This window comes from Zhongshania sp. (genome assembly GCF_029212375.1).
GTDB lineage: Bacteria > Pseudomonadota > Gammaproteobacteria > Pseudomonadales > Spongiibacteraceae > Spongiibacter.
In genome coordinates this window covers 1-18,434 of record NZ_JARGNU010000006.1, presented here as the reverse complement: position 1 = coordinate 18,434, position 18,434 = coordinate 1, and the positions used below count along the sequence as shown (strand labels likewise).

At 51.4% G+C, this 18,434-nt stretch carries 16 protein-coding genes; 2 read left to right on the top strand and 14 right to left on the bottom strand.

Annotation, left to right across the window (positions count from 1 at the left end; translation table 11 throughout):
• The 14 genes from P1U47_RS07910 to glyA form a co-directional block, all read right to left on the bottom strand.
• On the bottom strand, window positions 1-715 hold a 715-nt coding region (locus tag P1U47_RS07910; protein WP_301028172.1), incomplete at its 3' end, for a cadherin-like domain-containing protein.
• 428 nt (window positions 716-1,143) lie between these two features.
• A complete protein-coding gene (locus P1U47_RS07905) occupies window positions 1,144-2,322 on the bottom strand; it encodes an HlyD family efflux transporter periplasmic adaptor subunit (RefSeq protein ID WP_301028171.1) in 1,179 nt (392 codons plus the stop codon).
• Window positions 2,319-4,457 (bottom strand): ATP-binding cassette domain-containing protein, encoded by a 2,139-nt coding sequence (locus P1U47_RS07900; protein ID WP_301028170.1) that lies wholly within the window; start codon window positions 4,455-4,457, stop codon window positions 2,319-2,321. Before P1U47_RS07900 ends, P1U47_RS07905 begins: the two co-directional genes overlap by 4 nt.
• 7 nt (window positions 4,458-4,464) lie before the next feature.
• Window positions 4,465-6,003 (bottom strand): TolC family protein, encoded by a 1,539-nt coding sequence (locus P1U47_RS07895; RefSeq protein WP_301028169.1) that lies wholly within the window; start codon window positions 6,001-6,003, stop codon window positions 4,465-4,467.
• A 326-nt stretch (window positions 6,004-6,329) separates the two neighbouring features.
• Window positions 6,330-7,529 (bottom strand): formate-dependent phosphoribosylglycinamide formyltransferase, encoded by a 1,200-nt coding sequence (purT, locus tag P1U47_RS07890; RefSeq protein WP_366943136.1) that lies wholly within the window; start codon window positions 7,527-7,529, stop codon window positions 6,330-6,332.
• A 35-nt stretch (window positions 7,530-7,564) separates the two neighbouring features.
• Window positions 7,565-8,035, bottom strand: coding sequence for a phosphatidylglycerophosphatase A (locus P1U47_RS07885; RefSeq protein WP_301028168.1), 471 nt, complete (start codon window positions 8,033-8,035; stop codon window positions 7,565-7,567).
• Window positions 8,036-8,047: 12 nt separating this feature from the next.
• On the bottom strand, window positions 8,048-9,022 hold the full coding sequence (gene thiL, locus P1U47_RS07880) for a thiamine-phosphate kinase (protein WP_301028167.1): 975 nt from the start codon (window positions 9,020-9,022) through the stop codon (window positions 8,048-8,050).
• A 20-nt stretch (window positions 9,023-9,042) separates the two neighbouring features.
• Window positions 9,043-9,540 (bottom strand): transcription antitermination factor NusB, encoded by a 498-nt coding sequence (gene nusB, locus P1U47_RS07875; RefSeq protein WP_301028166.1) that lies wholly within the window; start codon window positions 9,538-9,540, stop codon window positions 9,043-9,045.
• Between the two features lie 113 nt (window positions 9,541-9,653).
• Window positions 9,654-10,115 (bottom strand): 6,7-dimethyl-8-ribityllumazine synthase, encoded by a 462-nt coding sequence (gene ribE / locus P1U47_RS07870; RefSeq protein ID WP_301028165.1) that lies wholly within the window; start codon window positions 10,113-10,115, stop codon window positions 9,654-9,656.
• Window positions 10,116-10,140: 25 nt separating this feature from the next.
• Entirely contained in the window at window positions 10,141-11,271 is a 1,131-nt protein-coding gene (gene ribBA, locus P1U47_RS07865) for a bifunctional 3,4-dihydroxy-2-butanone-4-phosphate synthase/GTP cyclohydrolase II (protein WP_301028164.1), read from the bottom strand.
• A 24-nt stretch (window positions 11,272-11,295) separates the two neighbouring features.
• The gene (locus tag P1U47_RS07860; protein ID WP_301028162.1) at window positions 11,296-11,970 is read right to left on the bottom strand and encodes a riboflavin synthase; all 675 of its coding nucleotides are present in this window, start codon (window positions 11,968-11,970) and stop codon (window positions 11,296-11,298) included.
• Window positions 11,971-13,101 carry a bifunctional diaminohydroxyphosphoribosylaminopyrimidine deaminase/5-amino-6-(5-phosphoribosylamino)uracil reductase RibD gene (gene ribD, locus P1U47_RS07855; protein ID WP_301028161.1) on the bottom strand — a complete coding sequence of 377 codons (1,131 nt, stop codon included), beginning with the start codon at window positions 13,099-13,101 and terminating at the stop codon, window positions 11,971-11,973.
• On the bottom strand, window positions 13,098-13,577 hold the full coding sequence (gene nrdR, locus P1U47_RS07850; protein ID WP_301028160.1) for a transcriptional regulator NrdR: 480 nt from the start codon (window positions 13,575-13,577) through the stop codon (window positions 13,098-13,100). Before nrdR ends, ribD begins: the two co-directional genes overlap by 4 nt.
• 137 nt (window positions 13,578-13,714) lie before the next feature.
• Complete coding sequence (glyA, locus tag P1U47_RS07845) at window positions 13,715-14,977, bottom strand: serine hydroxymethyltransferase (protein ID WP_301028159.1); 1,263 nt, start codon at window positions 14,975-14,977, stop codon at window positions 13,715-13,717.
• A 276-nt stretch (window positions 14,978-15,253) separates the two neighbouring features.
• On the opposite strand from glyA, the gene P1U47_RS07840 reads away from it, so the two are divergent.
• Both P1U47_RS07840 and ettA read left to right on the top strand, forming a co-directional pair.
• Window positions 15,254-16,615: a Fic family protein gene (locus tag P1U47_RS07840; protein ID WP_301028158.1), complete on the top strand. Its 1,362-nt coding sequence runs from the start codon at window positions 15,254-15,256 to the stop codon at window positions 16,613-16,615.
• 95 nt (window positions 16,616-16,710) lie between these two features.
• Window positions 16,711-18,372, top strand: coding sequence for an energy-dependent translational throttle protein EttA (gene ettA / locus P1U47_RS07835; RefSeq protein WP_301028157.1), 1,662 nt, complete (start codon window positions 16,711-16,713; stop codon window positions 18,370-18,372).
• The last annotated feature ends 62 nt before the right edge of the window (window positions 18,373-18,434 follow it).

Genomic DNA, 18,434 nt, shown 5'->3' with positions numbered 1-18,434 from the left:
CTTCGGCAGTAGTCACTGGAGCGATTGCGGCTGCAACTGGCGCGTCATTAACAGCTGCAATTTCGATATTTACCGTTTGAGTAACAGTGCCACCTTTGCCATCAGCGATGGTTACCGTAAAGGAGTCTGTACCATTGGCATTTGCATTTGGAGTGTAAGTAAACTGGCCGTTGGCGCCACCACTCACTGTACCTTTTGTAGCGCCACTTGCGGTGAACGTTAGCTCGTCGTTATTTGCATCTGTCGCTGCGACCGTAATAGTTTTAACGGTGTCTTCAGTAGCACTTACAGATTGCGTGCTGGCAACTACTGGCACTGAATTCTGTGGAGGAGAGCTCTTATCGTCGTCATCTGCTGCAACAGCGATAGCGCCTGCAGCCAAAAGCCCACCGCCGACCCAGAGGGCTGTAGAGGAAATGCCTGCGCCTGCCGCTGCGCCCGCTGCACCACCACCTATTGCTTGAGCGTTTGCTTCCGCAATGAGCATCGCTGCTGCACCACCGTCTGCAGAGGCAACTTCGATAACTTCTTCGGTGGATTTATTGCCGAGCAAAGCTTCGTCTTCAAGCTTTTTTTCGTCATCTAAGAGGTTTTCTACTTCGAGAAGGGCACCATCTTCGGGGACAATGGCGTTGGCTAATTCAGCAGATAATGCTTCGACAGCTGTCGTATCCACATCCACTACTGACTGGTCTTGCGTTCCTTGCTTTTTCATTTGTATCTCCTGGGTACGATTGCTATCCGACATCCTGCCGGCATTTTTTTACGGGTACTGCTAAAAACCGACCATAAAAAGTCAATAACAGGCTCCGCCTGCCGTATCACACACCATCTCATTCCCTGTAGATAGCACTGTGTGACATTGGTACGTACACATACCAACCTGACATATACTTACTATTGCTCCCGCAAAAGGTACGTCAGCCCATTATGGACGTCAACACCTTTCTAAATTTTTTCTTCATATTCATACCTTATTTACTTCAAGGCGCTTAGCGACGCTGGCTAAGACTTTTCATTAACAATTCATACTCAAAAAATAGAATCTATACACTAAATATTTGAGCCCGTACTCGCAAACACCCTGTTTGGCCAACAATATATCGAATGATAATTTTGCCGGAAAAGTAAATAATCACTAATTCAACGCTCGGTCAGCGCCTCAGCACTTCCTCTTCGCAACGGTTTTAATAAATATTGCGCCACTGTTTTGTGGCCGGTAATAATTTCTACGGTGGCGGTCATACCAGGAATAATCTCTAGAGGATCGACGCCTGGCCGCTTCGGAATTTTGTTTATTTTGACTAAAGCGCGATAGTAAGGCTCTTCGTTGGATTTCAAATCTTCGTCGATAGTGTCGGGACTTACGTAGCTCACCTCACCGGCCAGCGATCCATAAACTGTGAAATCATAAGCATCAAGTTTTACATTTGCATGAAGACTGGGGCGAACAAAAGCGACATCTTTAGAAAAAATGCGTGCTTCTATTAGCAAGGGTTCATCTGAGGGCACAATCTGTAGCAATTCGTCACCACTCTTTAATACCGCGCCCAGTGTTGTCACCCTGACGTTTTTAATTGCACCGGACATCGGCGCGGTTATAGTCGTTGCCAACAGCGCTTCTTCTCGTTGCTTTAATACTTGAAGGGTTTGATCTAACTCTGCTTGGGTATTACCGAGTTGTTCTTGGGCGTCGCGGCGATATTCATTTTTGCGATTAATTAGTTCGGCCTGTAAATCCAGAACCTGCCGCCGGACATTGAGCAACTCAGACTGAGAAGCATCTCCCGTTGATGCGAGGTCTTGCAGAGCGGCCAGCTCTTCTTTCGCGAGGGCCAGCGATTTTTGGATGCTTTCGCTTTCTTCGCGCTGCTGGCGCAACCGACGACGATGCAAGTCTGCTTGCCGAGTAAGCAGTAGCGGTTCGGCAATAACGTCGTCGGAAAATTTAAGCGGCGCGCCGGTTAGCTCGGCATTTAATCTTTCCGCATTCGCTTTTAGATTCAAAGCCTTAGATCGAGTTTCTGCGGCATTCGCAGCAAACCGAACTTGGTCCAGCTCCGCTAGCACATCGCCCGCTTCAACAATGTCACCTTCTTTAACATGCAATACAGCTAGGACACCGCCGTCGACTGCTTGAACAATTTGCGAGCGACTCGAAACAATCACTTCGCCCGTCGCCCTAACCTGCTCATCAAGTACAGCCCAATTTGCCCAGGCAATTGAACCGAGCATCACCAGCGTCATCAACGCGAGAGTGCGGCCAGCAAAGCCCAACTCTGCGGGACGCGTTCTAGCAAATAACTGTTCAGCCAAAATCATTGCCGCGCTCCAACATTAACAATTCCTTCACTCGGTTTTGCATTTTTTACGTTGCTTGGCGGCACAATGACTTTATTTGCAAGGATCTCACCATTTTCAAGAAACAATGCGCGCTCTGCTAGCGCCAGCCACGATTGCTTATGCGTTGTAAAAATCACGGTATTGTCTTTTGGCAAAGAGCGAATGACCCCTATTATTTTAGCTTCTAGCTCTGAATCTAGGCTCGCTGCCGGCTCATCCAAGAGCCATATTTTTGGCTTTTGCAATACCAGCCGAGTCAAACCGACCGTTTGCCGCTGCCCCCCAGACATCCCCGCACCACCTTCGGCAATGGGGAGCTGCAAACCCAGCGGATGACGCTTAACTGCATTCAGCAAGCCGGTTTGCTCAAGCGCACTGATTACCTCTTCCTCACTGGGCATACTCATGCCCAGTGTTAGGTTATCCAGTAAGGTACCTGAAAATAACCTAGGCTCCTGAGGCAAATACCCAATCACCTCTCGCAACCAGCTCTGCCGACAGACTTCAAAATCTAAACCGGCAATGCGAATTTCGCCCTTGGACGGTGTGGCGATGCCCGCCAACAACTTAAGCAGTGTAGATTTTCCGCTTCCGTTTCTGCCCACCACGGCGATCCGCGAACCAGCGGGAATCTCCAATGAGTCTGCGCAAAACTGCGGCGCTTGGGAGCCACTATAGGCGTAAAAAAGATCTTTTACTTCTAGGTCCAAAGGTAAAACATGGGTATTTGCCTCGCGATGAGATTGCTCATCACTAGGCGAAGCCAAAACCTGATCGAGTATTTTCATTGAATAACTTGCGTGGTGCCAACGCAGCATGAGCGAAGAGATATTGGCAATGGTTCCCAAGGCTCTGCCACCCAATATAGAACACGCAATCAGGCCACCCATGGTGAGTTCACCCGTTTCGATAATATAAACACCAACAATAATAATGCCAACATAGGATGCTTGCTGGAAGAAATTGGTCGCGATTTGGGCGACGGAGGTAACGTAATTAAGCTCCTCGCCTCGGTCGCAGGTTTCTCTTGTTGCACTTAGCCAAGAGTCGCTAAAGCGCGATTCACCGCCTTGAGATTTAATAACTTCGCCGCAGGAAACCGCTTCAAATAATAGTCCCTGCCGACGCACTACTGCGTCATTATTAGTTTGCTGCAAGCGCGCGATCGGCCGATATGCAAGCAGCCCCATTACAAGGCACAACAATACAAAAGCAGCCGGAACCAAGGCCACTGGCCCAGCAATAAGATAAATAACCACAATAAAAAGAAAAATAAAGGGTAAATCGACAAGCGCGAATATGGTCGATGAGGTAAAAAAGGATTTTACCGATTCATAGTCACGCACTTGAGCGACAAGCGATCCCTGACGCGCTGGACGGCGATCTAATTTTAATCCAAGCAAACGGTCAAATATAAATTGCGAGAGCGCCTCGTCCATGCGTTTGCTGGTCGCATCCATAATTTTCAGGCGAACCATTTTAAAAATAACATCGAAACCATAGGCAACTAACATACCGATAGCTAAAAACCACAATGTAGCATAGGCAAAATTGGGAACGACTCGATCGTAAACTTGCATTACGAATAATGAGGCAAGAACGGCAATAACATTGATAAAAACAGAAACCAGAGCGACTTGCCTAAATAATGGCGCATGAACTTTCATCGCGGTTAATATGGCGCTGCTCGCCCGCCCGCGTGTTCCTTTGTTTAAAAATGCCCCCTGTGTTTCGGTAAAAGGTGCGACAGGGGTAATTACCAACGTTGCGGGACTTATTTCTTTTGCGGACTCATCGCCAAACCAATGAATATCGTACTCGCTGTTGTCGTCACTCAGTTTTTGGAGAATACCAACCGCACCATCAACCATAACCCATGCAGGCAACTGGGCCTTAGAAAGCAAGCGCAGCGAACTTTCCGTTGCCGAATAGCCTTGAAACAAGTGTTTCCATGCGGCTACCAACCTATCACTCTCTTTGTGTACGGACACACCCGCCCAAGCTTGCTCAGCTTCGTGCATTGAAGTGTGAAGACCTCGTCGCTGCGCCATATCGATCAAGGCAGCAACGCCGCTCACTTTATTCAGAGTGTCCTTAGACGCAATATTTGACATAGGAAACTTACTCTTCTTTGAGCTGTAGATTAGTCGGCGGTGCATTCGCGCTTAGACGGTTCCAGAGCATGCCCTGTAACGCAAGTTGCGTATTCGCCGACCAATAATTCTTTTTAATTGCCGAGATTTGTAATAGCGCCTCGTGGGCTTCTCGGTGCGCATTAAGCACTTCTAACCACGCCTTGCGACCGACCTTGAATTGCCGCAAGAAACTGTCAACTAACTTCACTGCGGCACCAGCTGCATCCACCTGCGCATAAAACTGATTTTGCGAAACAGCCCGCTCGGCGTAGGCCGTGCTAACAAGATCGGTTACATCCCGTTTCGCGTAGACAAGATCTTGCTCAGCGCCATGGAGTCTTTGCAACACTGCTCTATAGCTGTTCAGGCCACGCACACCGTCGCTAGTCTTAAATTGAAACACCAGCTGCGTTGAGGAGTCTGGGGTAAAATCACCCGCAGACTGATCCAGCTGAGTGCTGTACTGAAGACTCAGCTGGGGAAAAATAGATGACTTGGCTAGGCGAACATTGGCGCGTTGCAACGCAATCTCAGACAGTACTTGTTGCCCAGTAGGGTGTTCACCCACCACATTATTGTTTAATACCGCCAAGCTCTCCTCACGGCTCAACACATAAGATTCATCTGGCCACGCCAAATGTACCGTTGAACGATGAATCAAGGATTCCAAATGCAAGCGGTTCCGAAGTAGCACCGAATTACTCGCTGCCAATCCAGCCTTAGCTTGGCTCAGCCGAGTCTGGGCGGTCTGAATATCGGCTGGTGGCGAAACACCCTGCTCCGCCCGTCGTGAGATTGTCGCTAATAAACCCTCTAGACTCTTTATGTAGCGCGCCCAGAGTAGCCCCTGTTCTTCGGCCAGCACCACACTGAGGTAAGCATCGGCTGTTTCCAAGCCGAGATTTAATCTGAGCTGATTCAACTCCGCGAGCGCCTTGCTTTGATTGGCCTCTGCTTCTTTCACTTCGGCGCCAGTTCTGCCGCCCGTCCACAAAGGCTGCACAAGGTTCAGCGTGGTTTGCGATGCATCATTACTCGCCTGTGCAGCGCTAATCGATACATAAGGGTAGTAGCCAGTTCTAGCGCCAGAAATATCAAAACCAGTAGCCCTCACCTCCGAGAGCGCCCTAATCACATTAGGGTGATTTCGCCAGACTTCTGCGAGAGTTATACCTAACGGTAAAACACCATCCTCAAGGTCCCTTTGGCCGAATAGGCGTAAAAATGCTTCATCTGTCGACAGGTCAATGATACCGAGTTCTTGATAGGATTCGCTGCGTAATCCGTAACGCTGGGCGGTACTCTCGGATCGGGAGGCGGCATCGATCAACACTTCCGAATACAAATAGTCGCGGCTAGCTGGCTCTGATGGTGGTATGACGACGCTATCTGGTGACACACTCTGAGCAGAGCACCCAGTAAGAAAGCTTAAGACACACACCAACACCGCGCATTCAATGCTGCGTCTAAGCACCCCTGCAGAGCGACGATCTTCACAAATAATATGTGTGAAACTACTACTCATACCACCAACATCAATTTAAGGTGGCGCAGAGACAACGCGGTTTTAGGGAAACTTTCGGGGCAAACTAGCAAGTCGAAATCTGACTCGGCCCGATGACAGGAACTGCTATTCAATTTATGCACCTCCATGTGCGTACTACTTTAGAGCTAACCAATATTCCTTATTGGCTACCTGTACATACAGGTGGCAGCTCATTCGCCGTTGGTGCTGACTCCAGCTGATACCATTATTGGCATATCCAACACTAAATTTCCAGCGCGATCCTAGCAGATCAGCCGCAGGCAGGCAACAAGGCAGCCATGCGGCACCTCGCTAGCGCATCGCAATCACAAACTCACCGTCAATGCCTCGACCACCGCCAGCGCCTTAGCTCTCGCTTCGTCAATATCGCCACCTCGCGCAAGCGCCACACCCATGCGGCGCTTGCCGTTAACCTCGGGTTTGCCGAATAAACGCAGCTGCGTATCTGGGGCATCTAGGGCGTGATCGAGGTTGCCGAAACGCACGCGACTGGAGTTGCCATCCACTAAGATGACGGCTGATGCCGAGGGGCCGTGTTGCTGAATATTGGGAATGGGCAGCCCGAGAATGGCTCTAACGTGTAGGGCAAATTCTGAGAGGTCTTGGGAGATCAAGGTGACTAAGCCCGTGTCGTGAGGGCGCGGCGAAACTTCACTGAAGATCACCTCGTCGCCTTTGACAAAAAGTTCTACGCCAAACAAGCCCCAACCGCCCAGCGCAGTGGTGACTTGCTCTGCCATCTGCTGGGCGCGCTGCAGTGCAATCTCAGACATGGGCTGGGGCTGCCACGATTCTTGGTAGTCACCGTCTTTTTGCAGGTGACCAATTGGCGCGCAGTAGCTGGTTGCGGTGTCTTCACCATCGCTGCCGCGATGGCGAATCGTTAATAAGGTGATTTCATAATCGAAATCGACAAAGCCTTCTATAATCACCCGACCGGCACCCGCGCGGCCGCCTTCTTGGGCGTAGGTCCATGCAGCGTCGATTTCGGTGGGGCGACGCACCAAACTCTGGCCCTTACCCGAGGAACTCATAATAGGCTTGATAACACAGGGCAGGCCAATTTCCGCCACCGCCGCATCAAACTCTTCTTTGCTGTCGGCAAAGCGGTAGGCTGAGGTGGGTAGTTCGAGCTTTTCGGCAACCAGGCGCCGAATGCCTTCGCGGTTCATGGTGAGTTGGGCGGCGCGCGCGGTGGGCACCACGTTGTAACCTTCACGTTCTAAGTCGACCAAGGTGTCGGTGGCGATGGCTTCAATTTCGGGCACGATATAGTCAGGCTTTTCCAGCTCGATCACACGGCGCAATTCCGCGCCATCGAGCATCGAGAAGGTGTAACTGCGGTCAGCCACTTGCATCGCTGGTGCATTGGCGTAGCGGTCGCAGGCAATGACTTCCACACCCAAACGCTGCAGTTCTATGGCGACTTCTTTACCGAGTTCACCCGCGCCACAAAGCAGAACTTTACAAGCGCTATCACTAAACGGCGTGCCTAAAGAAACCATGATTGTCCTCGTAAATGCTTAAAATATAATTTGAATTAACTCAACACATACAGTAATTGCAGCGTTAAGTAGGCGTATACACCCGCCAGTACGTCGTCGATCATAATGCCAAAACCACCCTGCACTTTGGCGTCGAGCACCCTTATTGGCCATGGCTTCCAAATATCAAATAAGCGGAATAGTGCAAATCCGAGGGCGATCCACCAAATATTCATGGGCACCATAAACAGCGCAATCCACAGACCGACAAATTCGTCCCAGACAATGCCGCCGTGATCGTGCACGCCCAGAGCTTCGGCGGTAGCGCCGCACAGATATACGCCAAGAACAAACGCTAAGATCAATACCACCACATAATAGACAGGTGGCAAAAATTGCAGAGCATACCAAAATGGCAGCGCCGCGATTGTGCCGAAGGTGCCTGGCGCTTTGGCTGCTAGCCCGCTGCCAAAACCAACAGACAGCAAATGCACCGGATTTTTAAGCAGTGATACAGGTATTTTCATTATAGTTACGACTCAAAAATGTTGGTAGCCGGCCGCAGGAGTAAACACGCTCCCATCAGCCCTGTAGCAAGTGAGACCCTCACCCGCTTCGATATAGGCGATCTCGGTGAGGGCTAGGTTTAGTTCAGCGCTGAGCGCCGCCACTGCCTCGCGGTGCTTGGCTGGCACGGTAAAACACAGCTCGTAATCGTCGCCACCGCTGAGCGCAAATTCAATAGCGCGCTCGGCGCAGGTTTCGGTAAGCGCTGGCGATAGCGGTAAATTCTCGGTATGCAGCACTGCCGCCACCCCGCTAGCGCTAAGAATATGACCGAGATCTGCCGCCAAGCCGTCGGACACATCAACGGCTGCCGTTGCAAGGCCTCGCAATTTTTGACCAAGTGCCAAACGTGGTGTCGGCGCGTGATAGCGGTCTAACAACGCTTGTTCTGCCGCACTTAATTCGTGTGCAGCTTTATTAAGGTAATCCAGCGCCGCGCGCGCATCACCGAGCTGACCCGAGACATAGACAAGATCGCCAGCGCAAGCGCCACTGCGCAATATCGCCGCGCCGGCTGGCGCCGAACCCATCACCTGCAAGCTGAGACACAGCGGCCCGCGAGTGGTATCGCCGCCCACCAGCGCAATATCATATTCTCGTGCGGCGACGACCAAGGCATTGGCAAAACTGGCCAACCAGGGCTCGTCGACATTCGGCAGGGTTAAGGCCAGCGTAAAACCAAGAGGCGTCGCGCCACAGGCCGCCAAATCGCTAACACAGACCGCTAATGCGCGGCGGGCGAGCATGTCTGATGGATAATTTTGAGGGAAGTGTATCGACTCAACTAAGGTGTCTACCGACACCAGTAGCTCAGCACCAGCAGGCAGTGCTAGCACCGCGCAGTCGTCACCGATGCCACAGCGCACCGGCGAGTTAGGCTGGGCAAGCGCTGCGGCCGCGCCTGCCTTAAAGTAATGCTGGATTAATTGGAACTCAGACGTCGGCATAGTCTTGAATGAGCGCCGATTTACTCGGCGTCGCTTGCAGGGCGAGGAGATTTACCTTTTTCTGCGGCAACTTCTACTGCGCGACATTCTGTTGCCACTTTATCTAAAATACCGTTTAAATAACGGTAGCCATCGGTAGCACCAAAGCGCTTACCGAGGTTGATGGTTTCGTTAATGGCCACTTTATAAGGCACATCAATACGGCGCAGCAATTCAAAACTGCCCATGCGCAACAGGCACAACTCGATGGGATCGAGATCGCTAAGTTTGCGGTCCAGGTGTTTTTCAAACAGGCCGTGCAAATCGGTAAGCTGAGCGGGAATGCTATGCACCAAGTCGTGGAAGAACTCGGTATCGACATTGCTCATGTCGTAGTCAGCTTGAAATTCAGCTTCAATAACACTCAAGGCTTGGCCAGCCATATGCCATTGATACAGTGCTTGCATCGCGTAGTGGCGAGCCTTGCGGCGGCCTGCGGCAAGCTGGTTGTGGGACGGACTCTGCTGACGATTAGCCACAAAAAATTACTCATTCACAGTGGATAAAACCACATTTAAAAAACCGCGCCACCGCTTACCAGAAACTGAATGGGCGACGCGAAAATCACTTACCAAAACAAAACGTTTAAAACTTAAAGCTGCTTAAGCAGGCTAACCATTTCAATAGCAGACATCGCCGCTTCTTCGCCTTTATTGCCCGCCTTGGTGCCGGCGCGCTCAATAGCTTGCTCAATGCTGTCTACCGTCAACACGCCAAAAGACACTGGCACGCTGTATTGCATAGAAACCTGCGCCAAGCCTTTAACACACTCACCAGCTACATATTCAAAGTGCGGGGTGCCGCCGCGAATAACCGCGCCAAGGGCAATGATGGCGTCGTAGTTTTTGCTGTCGGCCACTTTTTGGCAAACCAGCGGAATTTCGAATGCACCGGGGGCGCGCACAATGGTGATATTGTCTTCAGACACACCGTGGCGGCGCAGTGAGTCGATGGCGCCTTCCAGCAAGCTCTCAACCACAAAGCTGTTCCAGCGGCCCACAACAATCGCGTAATTACCGCCAACCGCGGTGAAAGTACCTTCAATCGTTTTCATAGTCGTTCCTTAAAGTCTTAAATAATTAGGCTTGGCCAACGTCGTCTGGGCCGACAAATTCCACTACTTCCAGATCGAAACCAGAGATAGCGTTGTATTTAACCGGCGCGCCCATTAGGCGGATTTTACCCACGCCAACATCGCGTAATATTTGTGAGCCTAGGCCGATATTAAAATACGTCGTTTGGTATTGAATACTATCGCCCTGCAGTGGAGGCTTATCACCTTGCGCTATACCTAGATCAGCCAATATCGACTCTGGCGTTTCGCGGTGGGCAAGCAACACCACTACACCACCATTGGCCGCAACGGTAGCCAAACTGCGGTGCATATTCCAACCGGTGGTAGAGCCCGGCGGCTGCGTCTGCAGCAAGTCCCGTACCGAGGAACCTAAGTGCACCCGCGCAAGGGTTGGCACCGAGGCGTCAATAGCCCCTTTTATAATCGCAAAATGAATTTCACCGGCGACCGAGTCTTTATAGGCGTGCAGTTCAAAATCACCAAAATCGGTAGCAATAGTGCCACTGCTGATTTTTTCAATAGTTTGCTCATTCAGCACCTGGTAGTGAATGAGGTCGGCGATGGTACCCATTTTTAAATCGTGCTCGGCGGCGAATATTTCTAAATCTTCGCGGCGCGCCATGGTGCCGTCTTCGTTCATGATTTCGCAAATCACGCCTGTTGGCTCAAACCCAGCCAAGCGCGACAAATCACAAGCGGCTTCAGTGTGACCGGCGCGGCTTAAGACCCCACCAGGCTCAGACATCAGCGGAAAAATATGACCCGGCTGAACAATATCGCCGGCAACCGCATTGCGGGCTGCGGCAGTGCGTACGGTATGTGCGCGATCTGCCGCCGAAATACCCGTGGTCACGCCCTTGGTGGCTTCAATCGACAGGGTAAACTTGGTGCCAAAACCGGAGGCATTGCGATCGACCATCAGGGGCAGATTCAGCTGTTTGCAGCGCTCTTTAGTCATCGGCATGCAGATCAAGCCGCGACCGTATTTGGCCATAAAATTAATATCCTGGGGACGCACACACTCCGCCGCCATCACCAGATCGCCTTCGTTTTCGCGGTCTTCGTCGTCTAACAGAATAACCATCTTACCCAGACGGATGTCCTGAACCAGTTCTTCTACTTTGCTAAACGCCATAGTCATTGCCTTTATGTGCGCGCTTTATTTGCGCGCTGTCAAAAACCCATTTTCTGCCAAGGTGGCCATCGACACGCCTTTTGCGGCCGAGCCCTGTGCCTCACCACTCTGCGCTTGCAATAAGCGCTCTAAATAGCGGGCTATAACATCCACTTCTAAATTCACAGAGACGCCGGGCCGATAACCCTGAATAATCGTTTGCGCCGCCGTGTGCGGTACGATATTAAGATCAAACACCCGATCTTCAACGCGGTTTACCGTTAAACTTACGCCATCAACGCAAATAGAGCCCTTGGTCGCGATATAGCGCGCCAATTCTGGCGGCGCTTCAATTCGCAGCCGCACCGAGCGCGCATCTTTTTCGCAGCTCACTATACGGCCCACCCCATCAACGTGGCCACTCACAATATGGCCGTCAAAACGGCTACTCGCCAGCATGGCCCGCTCTAAATTCACCGCCTGCCCTACTTTGGCGTGCACAAAGCTACTGTGGGCGAGGGTTTCTCTGGACACATCCGCCCAGTAACCATCAGCCAGTAATTCTACCACCGTCAGGCACACGCCGTTGGTGGCAATACTGTCGCCAAGTTTGACCTCGCGCATCGGCAAATCGGCACTCTGCACGCGCAGCCGCAAATCGCCACCACGCAGCTCGGTGGCAGCAATTTTACCGCAGGCTTCAATAATGCCGGTAAACACTTATGCGCCCTCCGCTGATGTAGGTAGCCGACAATGGATACGCCAGTCTTTACCCACTGCGCGAATATCGACAATCTCTAAAGCTTGCTGACCGGCCATCTTACTCATTGGCCAATCCACCAAGGGCCGTGCGGAGCTGCCCATCAAACTCGGTGCCATATACACAAACCACTCGTCAACTAAACCGGCGCGAAGCGCCGAACCGGCTAAGGTTGCACCAGCCTCTAACAACACTTCGTTGCAAGCGCGGTCGGCCAAATAGTGCATCAGCGCAGGCAACGACACGCGGCCATTACCGTCATCGTCAAGACTGAGGATAATTGCACCAGCCGCTGCCAAGTATTTATAGCGCTCGGGATCCGTCACCACGGTCGCGATAATAACCTCTCCACCCTCGCCAAACAGCTTGGCATCAACGGGAGTGCGCAGTGCGGAATCAACAATGACTCGCAGGGGCTGGCGCCAATACTCATTTACTTGCTCTGGAGCAAAGCTCTCTGGCCGCACAGTGAACAGGGCATTGTCGTGCAAAATAGTCTCGACGCCGCTAACAATAGCGCAGCTCTGCGCGCGCAGGCGCTGAACGTCTAAGCGCGCCGCCGCGCCGGTAATCCACTTGCTTTCGCCCGACGCCATCGCAGTGCGGCCATCTATACTACTGGCCGATTTCAAGCGCAGCCACGGCAGGCCGCCATTGATTCGGCGCATAAAACCTTTATTTAAATCGCTGGCTTGCGCCGCCATCAGGCCAACGTCAACCTGAATACCCGCTTCGCGCAGGCGCGCAATGCCCTGTCCCGCCACCAGCGGATTGGGATCTTCAACGGCAACCACAACCCGCGCCACATTGGCGTCAATCAGCTTGTCGGCACAGGGGGGCGTGCGACCCAAATGACTGCAGGGTTCCAGTGTTACATATATCGTACAATCTTCAGCGCTCGCTATTTGCGCGAGTGCATTTACTTCCGCGTGACCATCTCCAGCGCGAATATGCCAGCCCTCGGCAATAACCTTGTCTTTGCGGGTAATTACGCAACCCACCCGTGGATTTGGGCTGGTGCTGTACAGCCCTCGCGCCGCCAAGCGCAGGGCGAGGGCCATCATTTCATGATCAACGGCAGAAAAGCTCATAGCGAATCGTTTTTCTCTGCGCGGGGCTCGGCCGACAATCGGTCGATCTCGGCACGAAATTCGTCCAAATCTTGAAAACTGCGGTATACCGAAGCAAAGCGTACATAGGCGACATGATCCAAGGCTTTTAAAGCCTCCATCACCTGCTCGCCCACATCGCGACTGCCAATTTCACGCTCGCCAGTTGCCTGGATGCGCCGCTTTATACCACTGATTTCCGCTTCAATATGCTCAACACTCACCGGCCGCTTCTCCAAAGCCTTCAACACCCCAGAGCGCATTTTGGCTTCGTCAAAAGGCTCGCGAGAACCATCGCTCTTGATGATTTTGGGCATCAATAGCTCAGCGCTTTCGTAGGTGGTGAAACGTTCAGAACAAGACAAACACTCCCGCCGCCGACGAACCTGTCCACCCTCGGCAACCAGCCGAGAATCGATTACCTTGGTGTCGTCAAAATTGCAGAACGGGCAGCGCATGGTTTTGCCTCAGGGGCGATGAATATTGCCGAAGTTTAGCACAGTGTGGGAGACGCTTGATGGGAGACGGAAGACGCAAAAACTTTCACGGCGCGTATCGCGCCGAGGTTTTAGCATCTCCCGTCTCCCGTCCAGCATTAAGCGTATACGGGATAGCGCTTACAGATTTCCAAGACCTTCACTTTCACTTCTTCGATCTTGGCCGTGGCATCGCCGGCTTCGAGCGCTTCAAGTACGTCGCACATCCAGTTGGCCAGCTCTACACACTCGGCTTCTTTGAAACCGCGAGTAGTGACCGCAGGCGTACCAACGCGCAAACCACTGGTGATGAAGGGCGAGCGAGGATCGTTTGGTACCGCGTTTTTATTTACGGTGATATTGGCGGCGCCCAGTGCGGCATCGGCGTCTTTACCGGTGTAGGGCTTACCGATGAGGTCGACTAGCATCAGGTGGTTTTCAGTACCGCCAGACACGATATTAATACCGCGACCAATAAAGGTTTTGGCCATCGCCTTGGCGTTGGCTACTACCTGCTTTTGGTAGGTAACATACTCAGGGGTCATCGCCTCTTTAAAGCTAACCGCTTTAGCAGCAATAACGTGCATTAAGGGGCCGCCCTGACCGCCGGGGAATACCGCCGAGTTGAGCTTTTTCTCGATCTCTTCATTGGCCTTGGCCAAAATTAGACCGCCACGTGGACCGCGCAGGGTTTTGTGAGTAGTGGTGGTCACCACGTCGGCATACTGAATTGGGTTGGGGTAAATACCGGCGGCAACCAAACCAGCAACGTGTGCCATGTCGACCATTAGGTAGGCGCCAACCATATCGGCGATTTCACGGAACTTCGCCCAGTCAACAATACCGGAATAAGCAGAAAAACCGGCCACGATCATTTTAGGCTTGTGCTCTAAGGCCAATGCTTCAACCTGGGCGTAGTCGATTTCGCCGGTTTCATTGTTCAGACCGTACTGAACCGCATTATAGGTTTTGCCCGAGAAGTTAGGCTTGGCACCGTGGGTCAAGTGACCGCCCGCGTCCAAACTCATGCCCAACACGGTTTCGCCTGGCTGCATTAAGGCTTGGTATACCGCGCCATTGGCCTGTGAACCAGAGTGCGGCTGAACGTTGGCGTAATCGGCGCCGAACAGGGCTTTAGCGCGATCAATCGCTAAGGTTTCGGCCTTATCCACGTACTCGCAACCGCCGTAATAGCGCTTACCGGGATAGCCTTCGGCGTATTTATTGGTCAGAACCGTACCCTGCGCCTGCATTACAGCGGGGCTGGTGTAATTCTCCGACGCGATCAGTTCGATATGCTCTTCCTGACGCACCTCTTCCTCTTGGATCGCAGACCAAATTTCAGCGTCAAATCCGGCTATTGTCATCTCTTTACTAAACATCACTACCCCCGAGGCATACACAGGCTCTGAAAAGCCGCGCATTGTACAATAAATGCGCGTTATCGGCACCGTTTTATAACGATAGTAAAGCCGCCCTAAAGCATCGCAGTGACTACCATCCCCCGAAATCGACCTAGATGATCTCCATAAAATGCTACAACCACCCCAGCCTGCCTTTAGAAAAAACAGTAATTACTAATTTTTTAAACATTAGCAACCAGACAATTTCCTGATATATACTAAATTCGTAGAAATTAGTAATTTGGATATTGAGGCATGAAAATTCCTGAATCACCACCATCGACCACCGAAATATTTGAGCGGCTCATTGAAGCAAAAGACAGCCAAAAGCTCTTCAATATATTTGGCGCCAACCTTGGCCTGACCGATAGCAAAAGCAGATATGTACACTGGGAAAAACTCAAACACCTAACGCCCCCCGACGGCCTTTCAAGTGAAGAATATTGGTATGCGGTAAAATCTGCACGGCAAAAAGTGTACAAACACTTAACACTCAAAGACGAGCTGGGGCAGCGCTTCTGTTTTTGTATACCCGACGTACTGCAAATGGGGCTGCATTGGCTAGACCAAAATGCGGCGGGAAGCATAACAATGAACCAGCCCATCGCAAACCCGCATACTCGGGATACCTACCTAATAAGCTCACTAATAGAGGAGTCAATTAGCTCTAGTCAACTAGAAGGGGCGTCCACAACAAGAAATGTAGCAAAAGAAATGCTCCGACAAGGACGTCCACCAAAAGATCATAGCGAGCAAATGATCTTTAACAATTACAAAGCTATGGCAGTAATACGAGATTACAAGCATGATGACTTAACACCATCCCTTATTCAGCATCTGCACGAGACACTCACCAAAGATACATTAGACAACCCCGACAAGGCGGGGAGGTACCGTGACAATTCCGACGACATTCATGTTATTGATGCTAGCGAATCACAGATATTACATACTCCTCCATCAGCAGACGAACTTCCCCGTAGAGTCCAAGAAATTTGTGATTTTGCTAATAACAGCTCAGAAAATGAATTTATCCACCCAGTTATAAGGGCTATCACCCTGCACTTCATGATTGGCTACGACCACCCATTTATTGATGGCAATGGCAGAACTGCACGAGCATTATTTTACTGGGCAATGGCTAAGCACGGCTACTGGCTTATGGAGTTTGTTTCAATATCTAGCATCATCAAAAAAGCACCTGCTCAGTATGCTAAAGCCTATCTACACACAGAAACCGATGGCAATGATTTAACCTATTTTTTAATTCATCAAATGGAAGTAATTACAGAAGGGGTTCAATCCCTACATGACTACCTAGGACGCAAGTCTTCAGAAATAGAGGAAGCAGAAAAATTACTCGACAACTCCAAAGCTCGAGGTCAATTAAACTACAGGCAATTATCATTACTAAAACATGCCCTAAAAAATCCAAATGCCGTATACCGCATACAAGAACACCAAGCGTCTCATGCCATTAGCTATCAAACAGCAAGAACCGATTTACTCAAAATGTCTGAAAAGCTCGGACTTTTAAGAAAGCGAAAATATGGCAATTCATTCGTTTTCATATCACCGCATGACTTAAAAACTCGGCTAATTGAAAACAAACTCTAGCAACAGAATTCATTGCGAAAACTTCTTATTTTCGCTACCGTCTTCCACACTCGGCGGCGGCCAAAAAGCCGCCAAGTTTTCACTCAGGAGTCAGCATGGCGCAATTCGTCTATACAATGAACCGTGTCAGCAAGGTCGTGCCCCCCAAGCGCGAAATTCTGCACGATATCTCTTTATCCTTTTTCCCCGGCGCTAAAATTGGTGTTCTCGGTCTAAACGGCTCGGGTAAATCCACCCTGCTGCGGATTATGGCTGGAGTTGATACCGAATTTAACGGCGAGGCCCGCCCTCAGCCCGGCACCAAGATTGGCTATTTATCTCAAGAGCCTGCCTTAGATCCAGCCAAAGACGTGCGCGGCAACGTTGAAGACGGCGTGGCCGAAGCCAAAAATGCGCTTACCGAGTTGGATCAGGTGTATGCCGCCTACGCAGAACCCGATGCCGACTTTGATGCCTTGGCTAAACGCCAAGCCCAGCTCGAAGATATTATTCAAGCCACCGACGCCCACAACCTCGACCACAAATTGGAAGTGGCCGCGGATGCCCTGCGCCTACCACCGTGGGACGCCGATGTAACGACCTTGTCCGGCGGTGAACGCCGCCGTGTTGCCCTGTGTCGCCTGCTGCTATCCAACCCCGACATGCTCCTGCTGGACGAACCCACCAACCACTTGGACGCAGAATCGGTTGGCTGGCTAGAACGCTTTCTATGCGATTTTCCTGGCACCGTAGTGGCCATTACCCACGATCGCTATTTCCTCGACAACGCCGCGGGCTGGATTTTGGAATTGGATCGCGGTCGCGGTATTCCCTACGAGGGCAATTACTCCGACTGGCTAGAAGCCAAAGATGCCCGCCTTGCCCAAGAAGCCAAGTCTGACGCCTCGCGCAAAAAGACCATTGCCGCCGAATTAGAGTGGGTGCGCAGCAACGCCAAGGGTCGCCAGAGTAAGAGCAAGGCGCGTCTCGCTCGCTTTGAAGAATTAAACTCACAGGAATTCCAAAACCGCAGCGAAACCAACGAAATTTATATTCCACCAGGACCGCGCCTTGGCGACAAGGTGATCGAGGTTAACGGCGTAAGTAAAAGCTATGGCGACCGCCTGTTGATTAACGATCTGAGCTTTGCCATTCCCAAGGGCGCGATTGTCGGCATTATCGGCGGTAACGGCGCCGGCAAATCAACCTTGCTGCGCATGATGACCGGCAAAGAACAGCCCGACAGCGGCGAAATTGTCATTGGCGAGACCGTAAAACTGGTCTCGGTTGAGCAGATGCGCGACGATCTCGACGACAAGAAAACTGTCTGGGAAGCCGTTTCTGAAGGCCAAGATATCTTGCGCATTGGCAGCTATGAAGTGCCGTCGCGAGCTTACATTGGCCGCTTCAACTTTAAAGGCAGCGACCAGCAAAAGCGGGTTGGTGAATTGTCTGGTGGTGAACGCGGCCGCCTGCATTTGGCATGCACTCTGAAAGAAGGCGGCAACGTCTTGCTGCTCGACGAACCCTCCAACGACTTGGACGTAGAAACCCTGCGTGCACTGGAAGACGCCCTACTCGACTTCCCAGGCTGCGCACTGGTGATCTCGCATGATCGCTGGTTCCTCGACCGCATTGCCACTCACATCCTCGCCTACGAAGGCGATAGTGATATTGTGTTCTTTGAAGGCAATTACGCTGAATACCACGAGGATTTTGTGCAGCGTAAAGGGAAAAATGCGGGGCCAAAGCGGGTGAAGTATAAGAAGTTGAAGTAAGGCGTCGGATGTCGGATGTCGGATGTCGGATGTCGGATGTCGGATGTCGGATGTCGGATGTC

What these genes read in the sequence shown, in the direction of transcription:
- P1U47_RS07840 (WP_301028158.1), top strand. Translation starts at nt 15,254, where the DNA reads ATGAAAATTCCTGAATCACCACCATCGACCACCGAAATATTTGAGCGG.
- P1U47_RS07900 (WP_301028170.1), bottom strand. Translation starts at nt 4,457, where the DNA reads ATGTCAAATATTGCGTCTAAGGACACTCTGAATAAAGTGAGCGGCGTT.
- P1U47_RS07895 (WP_301028169.1), bottom strand. Translation starts at nt 6,003, where the DNA reads ATGAGTAGTAGTTTCACACATATTATTTGTGAAGATCGTCGCTCTGCA.
- ribBA (WP_301028164.1), bottom strand. Translation starts at nt 11,271, where the DNA reads ATGGCGTTTAGCAAAGTAGAAGAACTGGTTCAGGACATCCGTCTGGGT.
- nrdR (WP_301028160.1), bottom strand. Translation starts at nt 13,577, where the DNA reads ATGCGCTGCCCGTTCTGCAATTTTGACGACACCAAGGTAATCGATTCT.
- ettA (WP_301028157.1), top strand. Translation starts at nt 16,711, where the DNA reads ATGGCGCAATTCGTCTATACAATGAACCGTGTCAGCAAGGTCGTGCCC.
- P1U47_RS07905 (WP_301028171.1), bottom strand. Translation starts at nt 2,322, where the DNA reads ATGATTTTGGCTGAACAGTTATTTGCTAGAACGCGTCCCGCAGAGTTG.
- glyA (WP_301028159.1), bottom strand. Translation starts at nt 14,977, where the DNA reads ATGTTTAGTAAAGAGATGACAATAGCCGGATTTGACGCTGAAATTTGG.
- purT (WP_366943136.1), bottom strand. Translation starts at nt 7,529, where the DNA reads ATGGTTTCTTTAGGCACGCCGTTTAGTGATAGCGCTTGTAAAGTTCTG.
- P1U47_RS07885 (WP_301028168.1), bottom strand. Translation starts at nt 8,035, where the DNA reads ATGAAAATACCTGTATCACTGCTTAAAAATCCGGTGCATTTGCTGTCT.
- ribD (WP_301028161.1), bottom strand. Translation starts at nt 13,101, where the DNA reads ATGAGCTTTTCTGCCGTTGATCATGAAATGATGGCCCTCGCCCTGCGC.
- ribE (WP_301028165.1), bottom strand. Translation starts at nt 10,115, where the DNA reads ATGAAAACGATTGAAGGTACTTTCACCGCGGTTGGCGGTAATTACGCG.
- thiL (WP_301028167.1), bottom strand. Translation starts at nt 9,022, where the DNA reads ATGCCGACGTCTGAGTTCCAATTAATCCAGCATTACTTTAAGGCAGGC.